This window comes from Paraburkholderia sp. TE9906 (genome assembly GCF_056279605.1).
Window position 1 is genome coordinate 136,663 of sequence record NZ_JBWCCT010000004.1, and the last position, 17,665, is coordinate 154,327.

At 64.4% G+C, this 17,665-nt stretch carries 18 protein-coding genes and 1 other RNA gene; 8 read left to right on the forward strand and 11 right to left on the reverse strand.

Features of this window, described 5'->3' with window-relative positions:
- Window positions 1-122: 122 nt before the first annotated feature.
- An RNA gene (gene rnpB / locus ACZ9H4_RS11520) (RNase P RNA component class A) lies at window positions 123-536 on the forward strand.
- 116 nt (window positions 537-652) lie between these two features.
- On the opposite strand, the gene ACZ9H4_RS11525 is transcribed toward rnpB, so the two are convergent.
- Entirely contained in the window at window positions 653-1,075 is a 423-nt protein-coding gene (locus tag ACZ9H4_RS11525; protein WP_025602559.1) for an OsmC family protein, read from the reverse strand.
- A 691-nt stretch (window positions 1,076-1,766) separates the two neighbouring features.
- Between ACZ9H4_RS11525 and rplM the strand changes: the two genes are divergently transcribed.
- The 3 genes from rplM to erpA all read left to right on the forward strand — a co-directional run bounded on the left by rplM (window position 1,767) and on the right by erpA (window position 3,243).
- Window positions 1,767-2,195 (forward strand): 50S ribosomal protein L13, encoded by a 429-nt coding sequence (gene rplM, locus ACZ9H4_RS11530; RefSeq protein WP_020069304.1) that lies wholly within the window; start codon window positions 1,767-1,769, stop codon window positions 2,193-2,195.
- 11 nt (window positions 2,196-2,206) lie between these two features.
- Window positions 2,207-2,599, forward strand: a complete 393-nt coding sequence (gene rpsI / locus ACZ9H4_RS11535; RefSeq protein WP_007180423.1) for a 30S ribosomal protein S9 — start codon at window positions 2,207-2,209, stop codon at window positions 2,597-2,599.
- Between the two features lie 278 nt (window positions 2,600-2,877).
- Window positions 2,878-3,243, forward strand: a complete 366-nt coding sequence (erpA, locus tag ACZ9H4_RS11540; RefSeq protein ID WP_013340463.1) for an iron-sulfur cluster insertion protein ErpA — start codon at window positions 2,878-2,880, stop codon at window positions 3,241-3,243.
- Window positions 3,244-3,325: 82 nt separating this feature from the next.
- Here the strand turns inward: erpA and ACZ9H4_RS11545 are convergent, their stop codons facing one another.
- Entirely contained in the window at window positions 3,326-4,456 is a 1,131-nt protein-coding gene (locus tag ACZ9H4_RS11545) for an anhydro-N-acetylmuramic acid kinase (protein ID WP_476119086.1), read from the reverse strand.
- A gap of 228 nt (window positions 4,457-4,684) precedes the next feature.
- Between ACZ9H4_RS11545 and tyrS the strand changes: the two genes are divergently transcribed.
- From tyrS to ACZ9H4_RS11560, 3 genes are all read left to right on the forward strand, one after another.
- The gene (gene tyrS / locus ACZ9H4_RS11550) at window positions 4,685-5,935 is read left to right on the forward strand and encodes a tyrosine--tRNA ligase (RefSeq protein WP_408147822.1); all 1,251 of its coding nucleotides are present in this window, start codon (window positions 4,685-4,687) and stop codon (window positions 5,933-5,935) included.
- A gap of 48 nt (window positions 5,936-5,983) precedes the next feature.
- Complete coding sequence (gene dtd / locus ACZ9H4_RS11555; RefSeq protein WP_121315672.1) at window positions 5,984-6,442, forward strand: D-aminoacyl-tRNA deacylase; 459 nt, start codon at window positions 5,984-5,986, stop codon at window positions 6,440-6,442.
- A 114-nt stretch (window positions 6,443-6,556) separates the two neighbouring features.
- Window positions 6,557-7,231 carry a histidine phosphatase family protein gene (locus tag ACZ9H4_RS11560; RefSeq protein WP_408156497.1) on the forward strand — a complete coding sequence of 225 codons (675 nt, stop codon included), beginning with the start codon at window positions 6,557-6,559 and terminating at the stop codon, window positions 7,229-7,231.
- 114 nt (window positions 7,232-7,345) lie between these two features.
- Here the strand turns inward: ACZ9H4_RS11560 and ACZ9H4_RS11565 are convergent, their stop codons facing one another.
- From ACZ9H4_RS11565 to ruvC, 4 genes are all read right to left on the reverse strand, one after another.
- Window positions 7,346-8,287, reverse strand: a complete 942-nt coding sequence (locus ACZ9H4_RS11565) for an oxygenase MpaB family protein (protein WP_476119087.1) — start codon at window positions 8,285-8,287, stop codon at window positions 7,346-7,348.
- Between the two features lie 37 nt (window positions 8,288-8,324).
- Window positions 8,325-9,389 carry a Holliday junction branch migration DNA helicase RuvB gene (gene ruvB, locus ACZ9H4_RS11570; RefSeq protein ID WP_408147828.1) on the reverse strand — a complete coding sequence of 355 codons (1,065 nt, stop codon included), beginning with the start codon at window positions 9,387-9,389 and terminating at the stop codon, window positions 8,325-8,327.
- Window positions 9,390-9,616: 227 nt separating this feature from the next.
- Window positions 9,617-10,198 (reverse strand): Holliday junction branch migration protein RuvA, encoded by a 582-nt coding sequence (gene ruvA / locus ACZ9H4_RS11575; RefSeq protein WP_408147829.1) that lies wholly within the window; start codon window positions 10,196-10,198, stop codon window positions 9,617-9,619.
- Window positions 10,199-10,570: 372 nt separating this feature from the next.
- Window positions 10,571-11,113, reverse strand: a complete 543-nt coding sequence (ruvC, locus tag ACZ9H4_RS11580; protein ID WP_042321028.1) for a crossover junction endodeoxyribonuclease RuvC — start codon at window positions 11,111-11,113, stop codon at window positions 10,571-10,573.
- A gap of 128 nt (window positions 11,114-11,241) precedes the next feature.
- Here ruvC and ACZ9H4_RS11585 point away from each other — a divergent pair, with 128 nt between their 5' ends.
- On the forward strand, window positions 11,242-11,481 hold the full coding sequence (locus ACZ9H4_RS11585) for a hypothetical protein (protein WP_408147832.1): 240 nt from the start codon (window positions 11,242-11,244) through the stop codon (window positions 11,479-11,481).
- Between the two features lie 252 nt (window positions 11,482-11,733).
- Here ACZ9H4_RS11585 and purH read toward each other — a convergent pair whose 3' ends face one another.
- From purH to ACZ9H4_RS11610, 5 genes are all read right to left on the reverse strand, one after another.
- Entirely contained in the window at window positions 11,734-13,299 is a 1,566-nt protein-coding gene (purH, locus tag ACZ9H4_RS11590; RefSeq protein ID WP_408147833.1) for a bifunctional phosphoribosylaminoimidazolecarboxamide formyltransferase/IMP cyclohydrolase, read from the reverse strand.
- Between the two features lie 46 nt (window positions 13,300-13,345).
- Window positions 13,346-13,579 carry a Fis family transcriptional regulator gene (locus ACZ9H4_RS11595; RefSeq protein WP_007180440.1) on the reverse strand — a complete coding sequence of 78 codons (234 nt, stop codon included), beginning with the start codon at window positions 13,577-13,579 and terminating at the stop codon, window positions 13,346-13,348.
- Window positions 13,576-14,652 carry a tRNA dihydrouridine synthase DusB gene (gene dusB / locus ACZ9H4_RS11600; RefSeq protein ID WP_408328158.1) on the reverse strand — a complete coding sequence of 359 codons (1,077 nt, stop codon included), beginning with the start codon at window positions 14,650-14,652 and terminating at the stop codon, window positions 13,576-13,578. Before dusB ends, ACZ9H4_RS11595 begins: the two co-directional genes overlap by 4 nt.
- Window positions 14,653-14,880: 228 nt before the next feature.
- Window positions 14,881-16,188, reverse strand: coding sequence for a UbiH/UbiF/VisC/COQ6 family ubiquinone biosynthesis hydroxylase (locus ACZ9H4_RS11605; RefSeq protein ID WP_476119088.1), 1,308 nt, complete (start codon window positions 16,186-16,188; stop codon window positions 14,881-14,883).
- Window positions 16,189-16,194: 6 nt separating this feature from the next.
- Window positions 16,195-17,613, reverse strand: coding sequence for an aminopeptidase P N-terminal domain-containing protein (locus ACZ9H4_RS11610; RefSeq protein WP_476119090.1), 1,419 nt, complete (start codon window positions 17,611-17,613; stop codon window positions 16,195-16,197).
- Window positions 17,614-17,665: the final 52 nt, after the last annotated feature.

Here is a 17,665-nt window from a genome sequence, read left to right on the forward strand (position 1 = left end):
CACGAGCCCACCCTCGCTTTGGCGGCTTGTTCGAATCCCACGCGGCCCTTTCTCTAGCCATTCGGCTATTTCCACCGTCGAAACGGCTCGCCTGCCGCGCAGGTGTTAAAATCCGCCGCAGCAAAGCAGGCCAGGCAGTCGCGGCCTTGGCGGCTTCGGCCAAAGAGGGCGAGGAAAGTCCGGACTCCACAGGGCAGGGTGATGGCTAACGGCCATCCGTGGCAACACGCGGAACAGGGCAACAGAAAGCAAACCGCCGATGGCCCGGCGCAAGTCGGGATCAGGTAAGGGTGAAACGGTGCGGTAAGAGCGCACCGCGGCTGCTGCAAGGCAGACCGGCACGGTAACCTCCACCCGGAGCAATTCCAAGTAGGCAGGCGCGCATCTTCGAGATGCAGGACGGGGCCCCCGTCTCGTCTGCGGGTAGGAAGCTTGAGCGCGTCAGTAATGGCGCGCCTAGAGGAATGGCTGCCACGCGCGTCGCGTTTTCGGACGTTGCGCGTGCACAGAATCCGGCTTATCGGCCTGCTTTGCCACCCCAACAAGAAATGCCGGCGTCCGTGAGGACGCCGGCATTTTCATTTGCTGCGCGTAGTTCGTGCGGGAGTACAGCGGCTGCGGGGGCGCCAGGCCTGGCAGTCCACCGCCGCGCTCAGTTCGCGACGATGTCGAACGAGTGCGTGAGTTCGGCAGTTTTGGCGATCATGATCGACGCCGAGCAGTATTTGTCGTGCGACAGATTGATTGCGCGCTCCACGGTGGCCGGGTTCAGATTCTTACCCGTCACGGTGAAGTGAAAGTGGATCTTGGTGAACACCTTCGGATCTTCGCTGGCGCGTTCCGCCTTCAGCGTGACCGAGCAGCCGGCGATTTCCTGACGGCTCTTCTTCAGAATCATCACGACGTCGTAGGCGGTGCAGCCGCCCGTGCCGAGGAGAACCATCTCCATCGGACGCGGCGCGAGATTGCGGCCGCCGCCTTCGGGCGCGCCGTCCATCGCAACCAGATGGCCGCTGCCCGTCTCGGCCGCAAATGCCATCCCGTCCTGCCCCATCCAGCTTACTTTGCATTCCATGCTGTGCTCCACCGCGCTTCGCTAATATCGAGACGGCATTGTAGCCCGCGATCTGCGGATCCGCCCGGGGCGACTTCCGTCGAAAATTATGCGGGATGGCGGCTTGTGTGTTGCGGTGCGGCATGTTCAGCCGGGGTCGGGAATTCCCTGGCGTGTTTAGGGGTTTTACTCTAGAAGATGTTCGCTGGAGGAGGCCGGCAGAAGGGTGTTGGTGTTTGATCTAAAAGGAAATTTGAGGTGCCTGACAGTCTTCGCTCGAATGTCACAATGTGAAATCGCATTTCGCAATTCAAATGTTCTTGCATCGCACAAGGGTGACTCATATAATCCATCCCATCGTTGCAGCAGTTTTGCAACTCCGCTGTCTCCTCCACCTCCTCCTTTGGTGGATTAAACCCGAACCAATCGTTCGGGTTTTTTTTCGCCTGCGGTAAGCGTGAACTTATCTCGCCTCAAGGCCGATTCCGGACGCTCCGGGCTCGAAATAGCCGCTGTCGCCGGCCGGATCGCCCGCCCGGTTTCGTCAAACTTCCGTACGTTTTGACTTGCCGTAGCAAATTCCTTTATAATTCAGGGCTTTTCCGCATCCGCGCCCGCGGAGGAAGAACCAGGGAGAGCCTGCACGCGCCTCGATGCGCACATTACAAGCAGGAAAAAACACATTGGGCGCAGCAATTTTTTTGGATCGATCATGAAGACGTTTTCCGCAAAAGCCCATGAGGTGACGCGCGAATGGTACGTGATTGACGCGACGGATAAGGTTCTCGGGCGTGTCGCCAGCGAAGTGGCACACCGTCTTCGCGGCAAGCACAAGCCTGAATTCACTCCCCACGTCGACACCGGTGATTTCATCATCGTTATCAACGCCGGCAAGCTGAAGGTCACGGGCAACAAGGCTACTGACAAGAAGTACTATCGCCACTCGGGTTACCCGGGCGGTATCTATGAAACGACGTTCGGCAAGATGCAGGAACGCTTCCCGGGCCGCGCGCTCGAGAAAGCGGTCAAAGGCATGCTGCCGAAGGGCCCGCTCGGCTACGCGATGATCAAGAAGCTGAAGGTCTACGCTGAAGCAACGCACCCGCATTCGGCGCAACAGCCGAAAGCGCTCGAGATCTAAGGGGAGCCCACATGATCGGTAACTGGAATTACGGCACGGGCCGCCGCAAGAGCGCCGTCGCACGCGTGTTCATCAAGGCAGGCAAGGGCGAGATCATTGTGAACGGCAAGCCTATCGCCGATTACTTCTCGCGCGAAACGTCGCTGATGATCGTGCGTCAACCGCTGGAACTCACGAACCACGGCGTCACGTTCGACATCAAAGTCAACGTGAACGGTGGCGGTGAAACGGGTCAAGCCGGTGCGGTTCGCCACGGCATCACCCGCGCGCTGATGGACTACGACGCAACGCTGAAGCCGGAACTGTCGAAAGCAGGCTTCGTGACGCGTGATGCTCGTGAAGTCGAACGTAAGAAGGTCGGCTTCCACAAGGCACGTCGCCGGAAGCAATTCTCGAAGCGTTAATCGTTTCGAGTGCGAGCCGGCTGCAAGGCCGGTGCGCAGCAAAAGCCGCCAACGCTTTCGCGAAGGCGGCTTTTTTTATGCTTTTTGATGGTCATGCGGTCCGACGTCGTGACAACGGCGTGGCCGCTGGAGCGAAGATTTTCGCCGTTCGGGCCGGCTGGTGGCGGCAATCGCGCCGACTGTGCGTGTCCCGCGAAGAACCCATTGATTTTGTGGGCTTCAGCACGATATCGAGATCAGCCCTACAATAGCGGCTAGAAGCTTTTTGGAGAGTTCGAATGAACGCAGTCACCGAAACACCCGTGACCGAGATGCCCGCCCCCTTCGTTTTCACCGACGCAGCGGCTGACAAGGTCAAGCAACTGATCGAAGAAGAAGGCAATGCGGACCTCAAACTGCGCGTTTTCGTGCAGGGCGGCGGCTGCTCGGGCTTTCAGTACGGTTTCACGTTCGACGAAGCCGTCAACGAAGACGACACCGTCATGAACAAGAGCGGCGTCCAGCTGCTGATCGATTCGATGAGCTACCAGTACCTGGTCGGCGCTGAGATCGACTACAAGGACGATATCAACGGCGCGCAATTCGTCATCAAGAACCCGAACGCTACGACCACGTGTGGTTGCGGTTCGTCGTTCTCGGTTTGATCGCCGTCAGGAAACAGGTTGTGTAAAAAACGGGGCCACGCGGCCCCGTTTTTTATTGTCCGCGCTCGTCACCGCGCTTCACTCATCGCGGATAAACCGCTCCGAGCACGCGTTCAGCCGTCGCGCCAGTGACGGCCGGCAAATTGCCCGGCGCTCGCGCGATGCAGCGCATCGCGAGCCACGCGAAGGCCAGCGCCTCGACCTGGCTCGGTGGCACGCCCAGCGCGTCGGTCGTCATGACCGGCACGCCGCTCACGCCGCTGTCTTCCAGCGCCTGCTTCAACGCCTTCAGGAGCTCAGGATTCCGAGCACCGCCGCCGCAAACATAAACCGCTCTCGCATCCGACGCGTGCCGCTCGATTTCGCGAGCAATCGTCACCGCTGTCAGCGCGACGAGCGTCGCCTGCACATCGGCCGGTTCGAGTGCGGAGAACGGTTGAAGCTTCGCGTCGAGCCATTCGGCATTGAACAGATCGCGGCCGGTGCTTTTGGGCGGCTGCTGCGAGAAAAACGGTTCGTCGAGCAAGGCGTTCAGCAGCTTGCGATCGACCTGGCCGCCGGCCGCGAAATGGCCGTTCTCGTCGAACGGCTTGCCGAGATGGCGCTGCGCCCATTCGTCGAGCAGCGCGTTCGCCGGTCCGCAATCGAAACCGCGCACGCTGCCGGTCGCGTTCAGGATCGTGATGTTGCTGATACCGCCGAGATTGCAGACCACACGCGTTTCGTTGTCCGCGCCGAACACCGTCGCGTGAAAAGCCGGCACGAGCGGCGCGCCCTGGCCGCCGGCCGCGACATCGCGGCTGCGGAAATCGGCGACCACGTCGATGCCCATCATCTCCGCGAGCAGCGCGGGGTTGTTGATCTGCCGCGTGTAGCCTTTTTCCGGCCGATGCCGCACGGTCTGCCCATGCACCCCGATCGCGCGCACTTCGGCGGCCGAGATGTGGCTGTTGCGCAGCAGTTCATGGCAGCACACGGTGTAACGCGTGGCGAGCGCATTGGCGGCCAGCGCTTCGCGCTCGATCTCGTTCTCGCCCGGCTGCTGCAGCGCGAAGAGCGCCTCGCGGATGCCCGCGGAAAAGCCGACAAACGCCTCGGCCAGTACCTCCGGCGGCTTTCCTGCGGCAAACCGGACAGCCACGCCGTCCACACCGTCCATGCTCGTGCCGGACATCAAGCCAAAGTAGATGCCGTCTGCGGGGTCTTGCGCCACGTTGCTGCTCCTCTCGAGGGTTCGATGCGATCCGTTTTAGCAGATTATCGGTGCAAGCGCGGTCGAAATATCAGCGCCACGACGCTGCCTGCGCGCCGCACCGCGCGCAAATCATGCGCTGCCGTCCCGCTGCGGGGCTGCTTATAGCCAGCTTATGGCCGCGTCAGTGGGCGCGGCGGCGCGTATCTATGGGACAATCTCACTTTTTCGCGACTTCACGTTTCCAGCATGAGCACCGAGTCCACCAAGCCCAATCCCGCCACCGCTTTTCCGATCACCGATGAAGTCCGCCACGCGCTCGCCGTCACCAAGCGCGGTGTCGACGAACTGCTGATCGAAGACGAATTCGCGCAAAAACTCGCGAAAAGCGCGGCGACCGGCAAGCCGTTGCGCATCAAGCTCGGGCTCGATCCGACCGCGCCCGACATCCACATCGGCCACACGGTTGTGCTGAACAAGATGCGCCAGTTGCAGGATCTCGGCCACACGGTGATCTTCCTGATCGGCGATTTCACCTCGCTGATCGGCGATCCGTCGGGCCGCAACGCGACCCGTCCGCCGCTCACGCGAGAGCAGATCGAGTCGAATGCGAAGACCTATTTCGATCAAGCCGCGCTCGTGCTCGACCGCGACAAGACCGAGATCCGCTACAACAGCGAATGGTCGATGCCGCTCGGCGCCGACGGCATGATCAAGCTCGCGTCGCGCTACACGGTGGCGCGCATTCTGGAGCGCGAAGACTTCACCAAGCGTTTCCAGGGCGGCGTGCCGATCTCGATTCACGAGTTCCTGTACCCGCTGATGCAAGGCTACGATTCGGTCGCGCTGAACGCCGACCTCGAACTCGGCGGCACCGACCAGAAATTCAACTTGCTGGTGGGTCGTGAGTTGCAGAAACAGTACGGGCAGGAACAGCAGTGCATCCTGACGATGCCGCTGCTCGAAGGGCTCGACGGCGTAGAGAAGATGTCGAAGTCGAAGAACAACTACATCGGCATCAGCGAAAAGCCGACCGACATGTTCGGCAAGCTGATGAGCATTTCCGACGTGCTGATGTGGCGTTACTTCGAACTGCTGTCGTTCCGTCCGATGGACGAAATCGCCGGCTTCAAAAAAGAGATCGAAGCAGGCCGCAATCCGCGCGATTTCAAGGTGCTGCTCGGCCAGGAAATCGTCGCGCGCTTCCACTCGCAAGCCGACGCCGAGCGTGCGCTCGAAGATTTCAACCATCGCGCGAAGGGCGGTGTGCCGGACGATATCCCGGCGGTGACGCTCGCGGGCGCGCCGCTCGCAATCGGCCAGTTGCTCAAGCAGGCCAATCTCGTGCCGTCCACCAGCGAAGCGCTGCGCAACATTGAGCAGGGCGGCGTGAAGATCGACGGCGCGACCGTGTCCGACAAGGGCCTGAAGGTCGAAGCGGGCGAGTACGTGGTGCAGGTCGGCAAGCGCCGCTTCGCGCGCGTCACGCTGACGGCCTGATCGTCCGCTGATGCGTCGAACCTTGCCCCCGTCGAAGACGAGCCGCCGATGATCGCGCTGATCCAACGCGTGCGGCGCGCCGAAGTGCGTGTGGCCGATCGGGTGACCGGCGCGATCGACGCGGGTCTGCTCGCGCTCGTGTGCGCCGAACGGGGCGACACGGAGGCCGCCGCCGACCGGCTGCTCGCCAAGGTGCTCGGCTACCGCGTGTTCAGCGACGCGGCGGGCAAGATGAATCTCTCCGTGCAGAATCTCGACGGCGCCGGGCGCGCGGGCGGCCTGTTGCTCGTATCGCAATTCACGCTGGCCGCGGATACCAACAGCGGCCTGCGGCCGAGCTTCACGCCGGCCGCGCCGCCGGACGAAGGCAAGCGATTGTTCGACTACTTCGTGTCTGCCGCGCGCGGGAAGCATCCGATTGTCGAGACCGGCGAATTCGGCGCGGATATGCAGGTCTCGCTCGTCAACGACGGGCCGGTCACGTTCTGGCTGCAGACGAACGCCTGAGCCAGCCGTCGCGTCTCCATCCCGATGCGCGTCGCCTCGCGCGCCTTACCCTCCAGCCGTTTTTGCGACAATAGCGGCTCGGCATAACCGGCGAACGACGCCCACTTCCATCTCATGACTACGCAGATCCTGTTCATCCGGCACGGCGAGACCGACTGGAACCGCATCAAGCGCATTCAAGGCCACATCGACATTCCGCTCGCGACGACCGGGATCGCCCAGGCGCAACGTCTCGCGCGCCGCATCGCCGGCGAGGCGGAGCAGGGCGCGCGGCTCGACGCGATCTATTCGAGCGACCTGCAACGCGCACAGCAAACCGCCCAGCCTATCGCCGACGCACTCGGCTTGCCGCTGCAATTGCGCGAAGGTCTGCGCGAGCGCTCCTACGGCGCGTTCCAGGGCCACGACAGCGACGAGATCGCGCAGCGTTTCCCCGATGAATATGCGCACTGGCAAACCCGCGATCCCGGTTTCGCGCCCCCTGAGGGCGAGTCGCAGCGCGTGTTCTACCATCGCGTGGTGCACGCTATCGAGCCGCTGATTGCCGCGCATCCGGGCGGGCGCGTCGCCTGTGTCGCCCATGGTGGCGTGCTTGACTGCGTGCGCCGGCTCGCGAGCGGTTTGCCGCTCGATGCGCCGCGTGACTATCCGTTGCTGAACACGAGTGTGAACGTGGTCGATTTCGACAACGGCGCGGCGACCATCGTGTCGTGGGCGGACGTGGCGCATCTCGACGCGCCTGCCGAGGACGACGGTTTCAGAAAGGCAATCCCGCAACCGGGACGGTAATTGAATTGAAGCGCTGCGGTTCGGGCGGAGTCGCCCGCCGCACGCATATCGAGCGGCGCGGTGACGTACGGAACCGCACGCGCAGGCCGGGTGGTTAGCCCGCCGAAACCTCCATCAATCAGATTCGGGCGCGGCAGCCACACGACGCCGTGCGCGTTTCGACACGCCATTCACCAGCGCCCAACGGATAACCGGCGCGACGACGCGCACACCCGGCCGCGCGAACGTACGGCGCAGCGCCGCATAGCGTTCGAATCCCAGCATCGACTGCGCCCAGTCCGGCAGAAGATCGACCCCGGCGTTGAGCATCAACGTACCGGCGGGCCGCATCGCGATGCTCGGCGCGGGCGCGCTCATCAGAATTTTCGCGACTTCGTGGGTGCGTTCGCTTGCTACCAGCGCAGGCCGCATCGCCTGCAAGTAGGTGTCGATCTCGGCGCGCGAGCGCGGAATGTGCTCCGCGCCAAGCATCTCAGCGACGCGCGCGGTTTCCGCAAAATACTGATCTTGCGCGGCGACCGGCAGCCGCGGATTCACGTAGCGCAAGTGCGCGGTCATGAAGCTCGACACTTCGGCGACATGCACCCACATCAGCAGCGCAGGCTCGCTCGCGCGATACGGCTGCCCGTCCGGCGCAATGCCGCTCACGCCGAGGTGGATGCGCTTCACGCGTTCGATCAGCGCCAGCGCATCGTGCTGGTTGCCGTAGGTCGTACCGGCGATGAAAGTCGCGGTGCGGCGCAAGCGCCCGAGAATATCGGTGCGGAAGGTCGAATGGTCCCACACGCCGGCGAGCGCCAGCGGGTGCAATGCCTGAAGCAGCAGCGCGCTGATGCCGCCCGTCATCATCGAGGTGAAGTCCGCGTGGACTTTCCAGCAGACGGAGTCCGGCCCGAAGAGGCCCGGGTCGCCCGGCGGCGACGAATAGTCGAGCATGGGGCCGCTGCCGCTCGTCAGATGCGTGACGCCGGCAGCGAGTTTCGAGCGGAGTCTGCGCGTGAGCAACTGGGCGATTCCACCCGATGAGCCGGAGCGCCGCGTCGTCTGGTCGGACATGCTCGGCGGCCCCGTTACGTGCGGCTCACGGCGTGCCTCACTGCGCGGCCGAATCCCACAGGCCGGGCAGTGCACTCGACGCGTCCGGCGCGGCGAGACCGAAATGCCGGTAAGTCAGCAGCGTGGCGACGCGGCCGCGCGGCGTGCGCTGCAGGAAGCCTTGCTGGATCAGATACGGTTCGAGCACGTCTTCGATCGTGTCGCGCTCTTCGCCGATGGCCGCCGCCAGATTGTCGACGCCGACCGGGCCGCCGTCGAACTTGTAGAGGATCGCTTCGAGCAGCTTGCGGTCCATCAGGTCGAAGCCGACTGCGTCGACGTCGAGCATTTTGAGCGCGGCGTCGGCCACTTGCGCGGTGATGTTGCCGTCCGCTTTGACCTCGGCGAAGTCGCGCACGCGCCGCAACAGACGGTTCGCGATACGTGGCGTGCCGCGCGCGCGTTTGGCGATTTCGAACGCGCCGTCCGGATGAATCTGCGCGTTCAGCAGCGACGCCGAACGCGTGACGATGCGCGCCAACTCCTCGGCGTTGTAGAACTCGAGCCGCGCGACGATACCGAAGCGGTCGCGTAGCGGATTGGTCAGCATGCCCGCGCGGGTGGTCGCGCCGACCAGCGTGAACGGCTGCAGGTCGAGCTTCACGCTGCGCGCGGCGGGCCCTTCGCCGATCATGATGTCGATCTGATAATCCTCCAACGCCGGGTACAGGATTTCTTCGACGACCGGCGAGAGCCGGTGGATTTCGTCGATGAAGAGGACGTCGTTGGCTTCGAGATTGGTCAGGAGCGCGGCGAGGTCGCCGGCGCGTTCGAGCACCGGCCCCGACGTTTGCCGCAGATTGACCCCCATCTCCCGCGCGATGATGTGCGCGAGCGTGGTCTTGCCGAGGCCCGGCGGGCCGAACAGCAGCACGTGGTCGAGCGATTCGGAACGGCGTCTGGCGGCCTCGATGAAAATTTCCAGCTGGCCGCGGACTTTTTCCTGCCCGACATATTCTTCGAGCTGGCGCGGGCGCAACGCGCGCTCGAACGCTTCTTCGTTCGGCGAGACGGGCGTGGCCGCGATGATGCGCTCGGCGGCGAGTTTGTCGGTTTCGATCATGCGGGCATTGTACCGCGCGTGGTTCGGAGGAAGGCCCGTTGGGGGCGTTCCAAAGGAAGTCCGTTTTGAAGGGGAGGCCGCTGCGAGATCAGGCCGGGAACGGCCGAGTGGCGCCGCTACCCATCGATGCTGCCTTCCTCAGCGTGCGCCCCGCAAGTGCGCTTCCTTCGGAGAGTGAGCGTGCGAAGTTTTATCCATCGCATGCGGCGCACGTTTCCACAGCCCCATCACCCCTTCGACAACGCCTTCAACGCGAGCTTGATCCCCTCGGAAACGCCAGTGCCGGCCGGCACGTTCTTGACGGCCGCCAGCGCTTCTTTTTCGGAGTAGCCCAAGGCGAGCAGCGCGTTGAGGATGTCGGACGCGTGGTCGGATGCCGAGGCCGCGCCCGCCATCGCGCCGAGGTCGGCGCCGAGCTTGCCCTTCAATTCGAGGAGCAGCCGCTCAGCCGTCTTCTTGCCGATGCCCGGCACACGCGTGAGGCGGGCCGCGTCCTGCATCGTGACGGTCTGTGCGAGTTCGTGGACGCTCATGCCCGACAACACCGCGAGCGCCATGCGTGCGCCGATGCCGGAAATTTTCAGCAGTTCGCGGAAGGTCGAACGCTCTTCGGCGGTACCGAAGCCGTACAGCAGATGAGCGTCTTCGCGCACGATCATCTGCGTGAGCAAGACGACGCGCTCACCGTTCGACGGCAGGTTGTAGAACGTGCTCATCGGCACATCGACTTCGTAACCGACGCCGTTGCAGTCGATGAGCAGATGCGGCGGGTTTTTTTCCAGCAGAACGCCGGCAATGCGACCGATCATGGCGAATTCAATTTCGAGAGAAAGGGCGAGTGTAGCGCAGCGAGTGAGCGGCGCGCGATGCGCAATCGCGTCGACCGACGTCGACCAGCGTCGACCAGCATTGGCCGCCGTTGACTCGCGCGAGCCGCGTCCCTGGACGGGGATCCCTTTTGGCGGGTACTCAACCCATTCACGCGCGGCGTTGCTGCTGGGCATGCGTCGCGTGGCGAGCGACAGGCGGGGTGCCCGGCACTCTCGAAAGCTGCGAGGCGTAGCCATTGCAGTTCGTGCCGCGCCGCGCAGTGCGAATAGCACGCTGGCGTTTTGCACAGCCACCAAAGTGACCAAAGCGCTGACAGCTGTTGTCGATCAACGCACCCAGCCGCCCACCTGCTACCCCACCAACCGTCCGCGCCTCACCCGCAGCCCCTTCTTCGCCAGCGCAGGCGCGATGCCCCCCAGCGTGCTCAGCGTCGTGCCGCCATGCGCATGACAGATCGCCATGCCGAGCGCGTCGGCGGCATCGGTGCCGGGTACGCCCGACAGGTTGAGCAGCCGCACCACCATCTGCTGCATCTGTTCCTTGGTCGCGCGGCCGTAACCCACCACGGCCTGCTTCAACTGCAGCGCCGTGTATTCGGCGACCGGCACGCCGCCCGCCACCAGTCCGCAGATCGCCGCGCCGCGTGCCTGGCCGAGCAGCAGCGTGGATTGCGGATTGACGTTGACGAACACTTTTTCGATCGCCGATTGATCCGGTGAATGCTGGCGGATCAGCGTCGAGATGCCTTCGAAGATGGTGCCCAGACGCGAGGGCAGATCGGCGTCGGCGGTTTTGATGACGCCGCTCGCGACGTAGCTGAGGGTATGACCGCTTTGGTCGATCACGCCGAAGCCGGTGACGCGCAAGCCGGGGTCGATGCCGAGAATTCTCATGAGGTGCCGCAGATGCGCTAAAAACCAGGTGCTTGCGATACTACAACACGCACGCCGTATGACGGTCGGCAGGCGGCGTTGCCGGCGGAATAAAAACTGCTGCAGCACGGCGAGGAGGCTTTTCGCAGATGGAGCGCTATCGGAATCTCAGCGGCGATTCGGGCGTCGATGCGTATGAACTCGGCGACGACTTCATCAAGGTTCGCTTCAGGCCGGGCGTCGTGTATTGGTACACGACGGCGAGCGTCGGCGCGCGGCATCTCGCGGTGCTGAAGCGTCTGGCGCAACGCGGGCAGGGGCTTGGCACTTACATCAGCCAGCATCCGGATGTGAAGGGCGGCTACGCCAGAAAAGAGCCGGACGACTGAGTTGCGCGCAGAGCGTGCGACGCGCGCATGCACCTGGCCAGCCAGGCAAAGCGGCGACACCGCGGCGCCAAAGCAAGGAGACGGCTCTGATACGAAGCGAAAGCGGTCCAAAAAAGAAAACGGCCCAGTGGAAAATCCACCAGGCCGTTTTTCTGAACTTCAGCACCTCAACCGTCATCCGGCAAGATGCACCGCATCAGGTACGAGAAAGGGGCACTAGGCAGCAAACACCGCCGGTCAACCCCGCGTCGATCAATGACGGAAGTGACGCACACCCGTCAACACCATCGCGATGTTGTGCTCGTCTGCGGCGTTGATCACTTCGTCGTCGCGCATCGAACCGCCCGGTTGAATCACGCAGCTCGCGCCTGCCGCCACGACCACGTCGAGGCCGTCGCGGAACGGGAAGAACGCGTCCGACGCCACTGCCGAACCCGTCAGCGTCAAACCGGCGTTCTGCGCCTTGATGCTGGCGATGCGCGCCGAGTCCACGCGGCTCATCTGGCCCGCGCCGACGCCGAGCGTCATGCCGTTCGCGCAGAACACGATCGCGTTCGACTTCACATACTTCGCGACGCGCCATGCGAACAGCAGATCATCCATTTCCTTCGGCGTCGGATGACGCTTGGTCACCACGCGCAATTCATGCGGCTGCACGTTCTTCGAATCGAGCGATTGCACCAGCAGGCCGCCGCCGACGCGCTTCAGATCGAACGCGTTATGGCCTTCGCCCAGCGCAATTTCGAGCAGACGCACATTCTGCTTCGCCGCGAACACCTGGCGTGCTTCGGTGCTGAACGACGGTGCGATCAGCACTTCGACGAACTGCTTGGCCACCGCTTGCGCCGCCGCTTCGTCCACTTCGCGGTTGAACGCGATGATGCCGCCGAATGCCGAGGTCGGATCGGTCTGGAACGCCTTCGAATACGCTTCATGCGCGTTTGCGCCGACTGCCACGCCGCACGGATTCGCGTGCTTGACGATCACGCAGGCCGGCACGTCGAAGGTCTTCACGCATTCCCACGCCGCGTCGGAATCGGCGATGTTGTTGTACGACAGTTCCTTGCCTTGCAACTGGTTGTAGTTCGCCAGTGCGCCGGCCGGCACGCTGAGGTCGCGGTAGAACGCGGCGCTCTGGTGCGGGTTTTCGCCGTAGCGCAGGTCCTGCACCTTGTCGAACGCCAGGTTGAACGTGGCCGGGTACGTGTTGCGCGAGGCGTGTTGCAACTCGTCGGTCAGGCTCGTCAGGTAGTTCGTGATCGCGCCGTCGTATTGCGCGGTATGCGCGAACACCTTGGTGGCGAGGCGGAAATTCGTCTTGTACGACACCGCGTTGCCGTTCGCGCGCATTTCCTCGAGCACGACCGCATAGTCGGCCGGATCGACCACCACGGTCACGTCCCGATGATTCTTCGCGGCCGAGCGCAGCATGGTCGGGCCGCCGATGTCGATGTTCTCGATCGCGTCTTCCAGCGAGCACTCTTCCTTCGACACCGTCTGCACGAACGGGTACAGGTTCACGACCAGCAGGTCGATGGTCGGAATGTCGTGCTTCTCAAGCGCCGCCATGTGTTCCGGCAGGTCGCGGCGCGCGAGGATGCCGCCATGCACCTTCGGATGGAGCGTTTTCACGCGCCCGTCGAGCATTTCCGGGAAGCCCGTGTAGTCGGCGACTTCGGTGACGGAGAGGCCCGCGTCCGCGAGCAGTTTCGCGGTGCCGCCGGTCGACAGGATCTTGATGCCGAGGTCCGACAGCGACTTGGCGAAGTCGACGATGCCGGACTTGTCGGAAACGGAGATGAGCGCTTGCTTGATCATGATGAAGACGAAAAGCCGAAGAGAAACGTGGCGGGGCGCCCGAAAATTACAACAAACCGTGCTGTTGCAGTTTCTTGCGCAGCGTATTGCGGTTGATGCCGAGATACTCGGCGGCCAGCGACTGATTGCCGCCGGCCTGCTCGAGCACCACTTCGAGCAGGGGTTTTTCCACGCATGAAATGACCATGTCGTAGACGTCGTGCGGATTGGAGCCGTCGAGATCCTGGAAGTACATACCCAGGCTGTCGCGGACAGATTGTTCGATATTGTTCTTGCTCATGCTGCCAGTCGGTCGGTGTGATCCTCGCCCTTGTTGTCGAGCCCGGGGTTGCCAGGTGACTCGTCGACGTAGACGAGGCGGTCGGAGATCGCCTTTTGTGCGTCAAAGAATTCGTTGACGGCGAGGAGTTGTTCGCGCGTGGTGTCCAGCGTATTCATGCGATGCCGGAACACGTTGGCGCCAGAAAGGCCGCGAGTGTACCAGCCGATGTGCTTGCGCGCAGTGCGGACACCCGTAAATTCCCCGTAGAACGCGTAGTGATCTTCGAGATGCTCGTTCATCACCTGCTGGATTTCGTCGATGCGCGGCGGCGGCAGCAACTCGCCCGTCTGCAGGAAATACTCGATCTCGCGGAACAGCCACGGGCGCCCCTGCGCCGCGCGGCCGATCATGATCGCGTCGGCGCCGGTGACGGCCAGCACCTCGCGCGCTTTGTGCGGCGAGGCGATGTCGCCGTTGGCGACCACCGGGATGCGCACCGACGCCTTGACTGCGGCGATGGTCTCGTATTCGGCGTCGCCGTGATACAGGTCGGCGCGCGTGCGGCCGTGCACGGTCAGCATCGAAATGCCGGCGTTCTCGGCCAGATGCGCGACGCTCAACGCATTTTTGTTGTCGCGGTCCCAGCCGGTGCGAATCTTCAGCGTGACGGGCACCGCGTCCGGGCCGACGCCCACCGCGCCGACCACCGCCTCGACGATGCGCTGCACCAGCGGCTCGTTCTGCAGCAAGGCCGAGCCCGCCGCCACGTTGCACACCTTCTTGGCCGGACAGCCCATGTTGATGTCGATGATCTGCGCGCCGTTCGCCACGTTGTAGCGGGCCGCTTCGGCCATCATGGCCGGATCGGCGCCGGCGATCTGCACGGCGATCGGCTCGACCTCGCCCGTGTGGTTGGCGCGGCGCATGGTCTTTTCGCTCTTCCACAGTTGCGCGTTCGAGGCGACCATTTCCGATACCGCATAGCCCGCGCCCAGCCGCTTGCACAGCTGCCGGAACGGCCGGTCGGTCACGCCGGCCATCGGGGCGACGAACAGGTTGTTACGCAGATTGTGCGAGCCGAGAGTGGGCATGACGTGGACGCGCGCCTGGCCGATCGTTCAATATTTGACAATCGGCACAACGCGAAATGCGAGGGAAAACCGGTATTTTAGCGTTAACAGCTAAGCGACACCCGACATGTCCGTGTCGTAACCCATTAAATCTTCTATGAAAGTGCGCCGGTTCATAGAACCGGCGGCACTCGTATGGCTTTCCCGGAGCTGCTCAAAAAAGCCGCAGCGTGGAACCCAACAGCATGTTCAGCGGCGCTGTCCGAACATCATCTGGCGCGCCAGCGCGGTTTTCACCGGCGGCGCGAACTCGAGCGCGGTGAGCGCGAGGCCGCGCATGATCGCGAGCGGCGCGAAGTCGACGGTGAACAGGCGCGCGAGCGTGTCGGTGGCGCCGATCGTCATGCGCCGGTCGAGCGCGCGGCGTTGTGCGAAGGTCGCCAGCGCAAGCGGAGTCGGGCCTTCCGCCGACAGCGCGTCGGCGAGCGCGTGCGCATCGCGCAGGCCGAGATTCAAGCCCTGGCCGGCGACGGGATGCAGGGTCTGCGCTGCATTGCCGATCGCGACGATGTGGCCGTTCACGAGCGTTTCGACCGCGTTCAGTCCCAGCGGGAACGACGCGCGGCCCTTGATGTGCGTGAAGCGTCCCATGCGGTCGCCGAACGCGGCGCCGAGTTCGCGCAGGAACGCGTCGTCGGAAAGTTGTGCGCGGCGGGCGGCTTCGTCGGGCGCGCAGCACCAGACCATCGCATAATCGGCGCCGCGCACGCCGCCCATCGGCAGCAACGCGATCGGGCCTTGCGACGTGAAGCGCTCCCACGCCACGTGCGGTTGCGGCGCGGACACGCTAACGGTGCCGACCAGCGCGGTTTGACCGTAGTCGCGCGAGCCCTTACCGGCGGCGCTTCCAGTCGCGCTTGCGGCCGCGCTCGTACCGGCTTCGGCTTTGGCATTGCCGGCGCCGTCCCCGGTCGCGTTCTTGCCATCCTCTCGCTTGCGCATTTTCTGATCGCCGAACAACCCGCCTTCGGCATTGACCAGAATGCGCGTGCGCAACCGGCGCGTGACGCCCGCGGTTTCTATCGGCAGTGTCACGCCGTCGAGTTCCTGGACCGGCTCGGCGGCGGCCGTGGAGCGGAACCAGTGCACGGAGGTGGCGCGCACGGCGTCGGCGAGACCGTGCACGATCGAGCCGTAGCGCAGCACGTAACCGAGCGCGGGCAAGCCGTGCTCGCCGTGATCGATCAGCGTGCGGCCGAAGTGGCCGCGCTGCGACACATGGATGCGCTGGATCGCGGTGGCGTCGGCGGGCCAGCGCAGCGGTTCGAGAATCATGCGGCTGCCGTGCGACACGGCGATCGCGCGCGGATCGGCGATCGAATCTTCCGGCTCGCGCGCGTCGATCAGCGCGATCTTCAGCGTGCGCGTCACGCTGCGCCGCGCGAGCCAGCCGGCGAGCGCGAGCCCGACCGGGCCGGCGCCCACGATCGTCACGTCGAAATCGAAGGAATGAGCGGCGGGCTTCAGAATCACCGTCGACGGAGAGGCCTCGTGCATGGCGGGTTAAATCCTAGTTCCGTGAGCCGCGTCATGGGCCGCGCGGGCTTCCTGCATCAGCGCTTCGATCTCGTCGGCGGCGACCGGCACGTCGCGCGTGATCAGCTCGCAGCCGTCCGGGGTGACGATCGCGTCGTCCTCGATGCGGATGCCGATGTTCCAGTAGCGCTCGGGCACGCCTTCGCCGGGCCGAATGTACAAGCCAGGCTCGATGGTCAGCGTCATCGACGGCTGCAGCGTGCGCCATGGCAGCGCGCCTGCTTCGTCGCGCGGCGCGCCGCGTTCCCGATAGTCGCCGACGTCGTGCACGTCCATGCCGAGCCAGTGGCCGGTGCGGTGCATGTAGAACGGTGCGTACGCGCGCTCGGCGATCACGTCGTCGACCGACGCGAACTTCTCGCGCCCGATGATGCCCGTGTCGAGCAGCCCTTGCGCCAGCACGCGCACGGCGGCCTGGTGCGGATCGTCGAAGGTGGCCCCGGCACGGGTCGCGTCGACGGCGGCCTGCTGCGCGGCCAGCACGATGACGTAAAGCTCGCGCTGCGCCGGCGTGAAGCGGCCGCTCGCCGGGAAGGTGCGGGTGATGTCCGACGCGTAGCCGTCGAGTTCGCAGGCCGCATCGATCAGGATCAGGTCGCCGTCCTGCGCGATTGCGTTGCCGGCCGGGTAGTGCAGCACGCAGGCGTTCGCGCCCGCCGCGACGATCGACGTATAAGCCGGCGCCTGCGCACCGAATTTGCGGAACGCGTAGAGCAGTTCCGCTTCGAGTTCGTACTCGCGCACGCCGGGGTGGCAGGCGGCCATCGCACGGCGATGCGCGACGGCGGAAATCTGCCCGGCCCGGCGCATGATGGCGAGCTCGTGGTCGTCCTTGACGAGCCGCATCTCGTCGAGCAGCGGCAGCAGGTCGCGTGCGGCCATCGGCGCGACGATGCCGCCGCGGCTTTGCGCGCGCACCGCGTCGAGCCAGCCGCGCACCTGTTCGTCGAGTTGCGCCGAGCTGCCGAGCGCGTAGTGCAGCGCCGGTTTGTCGGCGAGCAGTCGCGGCACTTGCGTGTCGATTTCGCTTACCGCGAACGCGGCGTCGAAGCCGAACGCCGTGCGCGCGCCGTCGGGTCCGAAACGGAAGCCTTCCCACGTTTCGCGCTCGACGTTTTTCTCGCGGCAGAACAGTACCGAGGCCGGCTCGCCGGGTGCGGCGCTTGCGTCGAGCACCAGCAGCGCCTCGGGTTCGGTGAAGCCGGTCAGGTAGTAGAAATAGCTGTCGTGCCGGTACGGATAGTCGGCGTCGCGATTGCGCAGCGCTTCCGGTGCGGTGGGAACGATGGCGACGCCGCCGCCCGCGGCGCGCAGCGCGGCGAGTACGCGCTCGCGGCGCGTGCGATAAACGTCGATGGCGATGGTGGGTTCGGTCGGCTGGTTCATCGTGCGATTGTAGCGCCCAACGCGCGGACTTATTTTGCGCGCGCACCGGTGG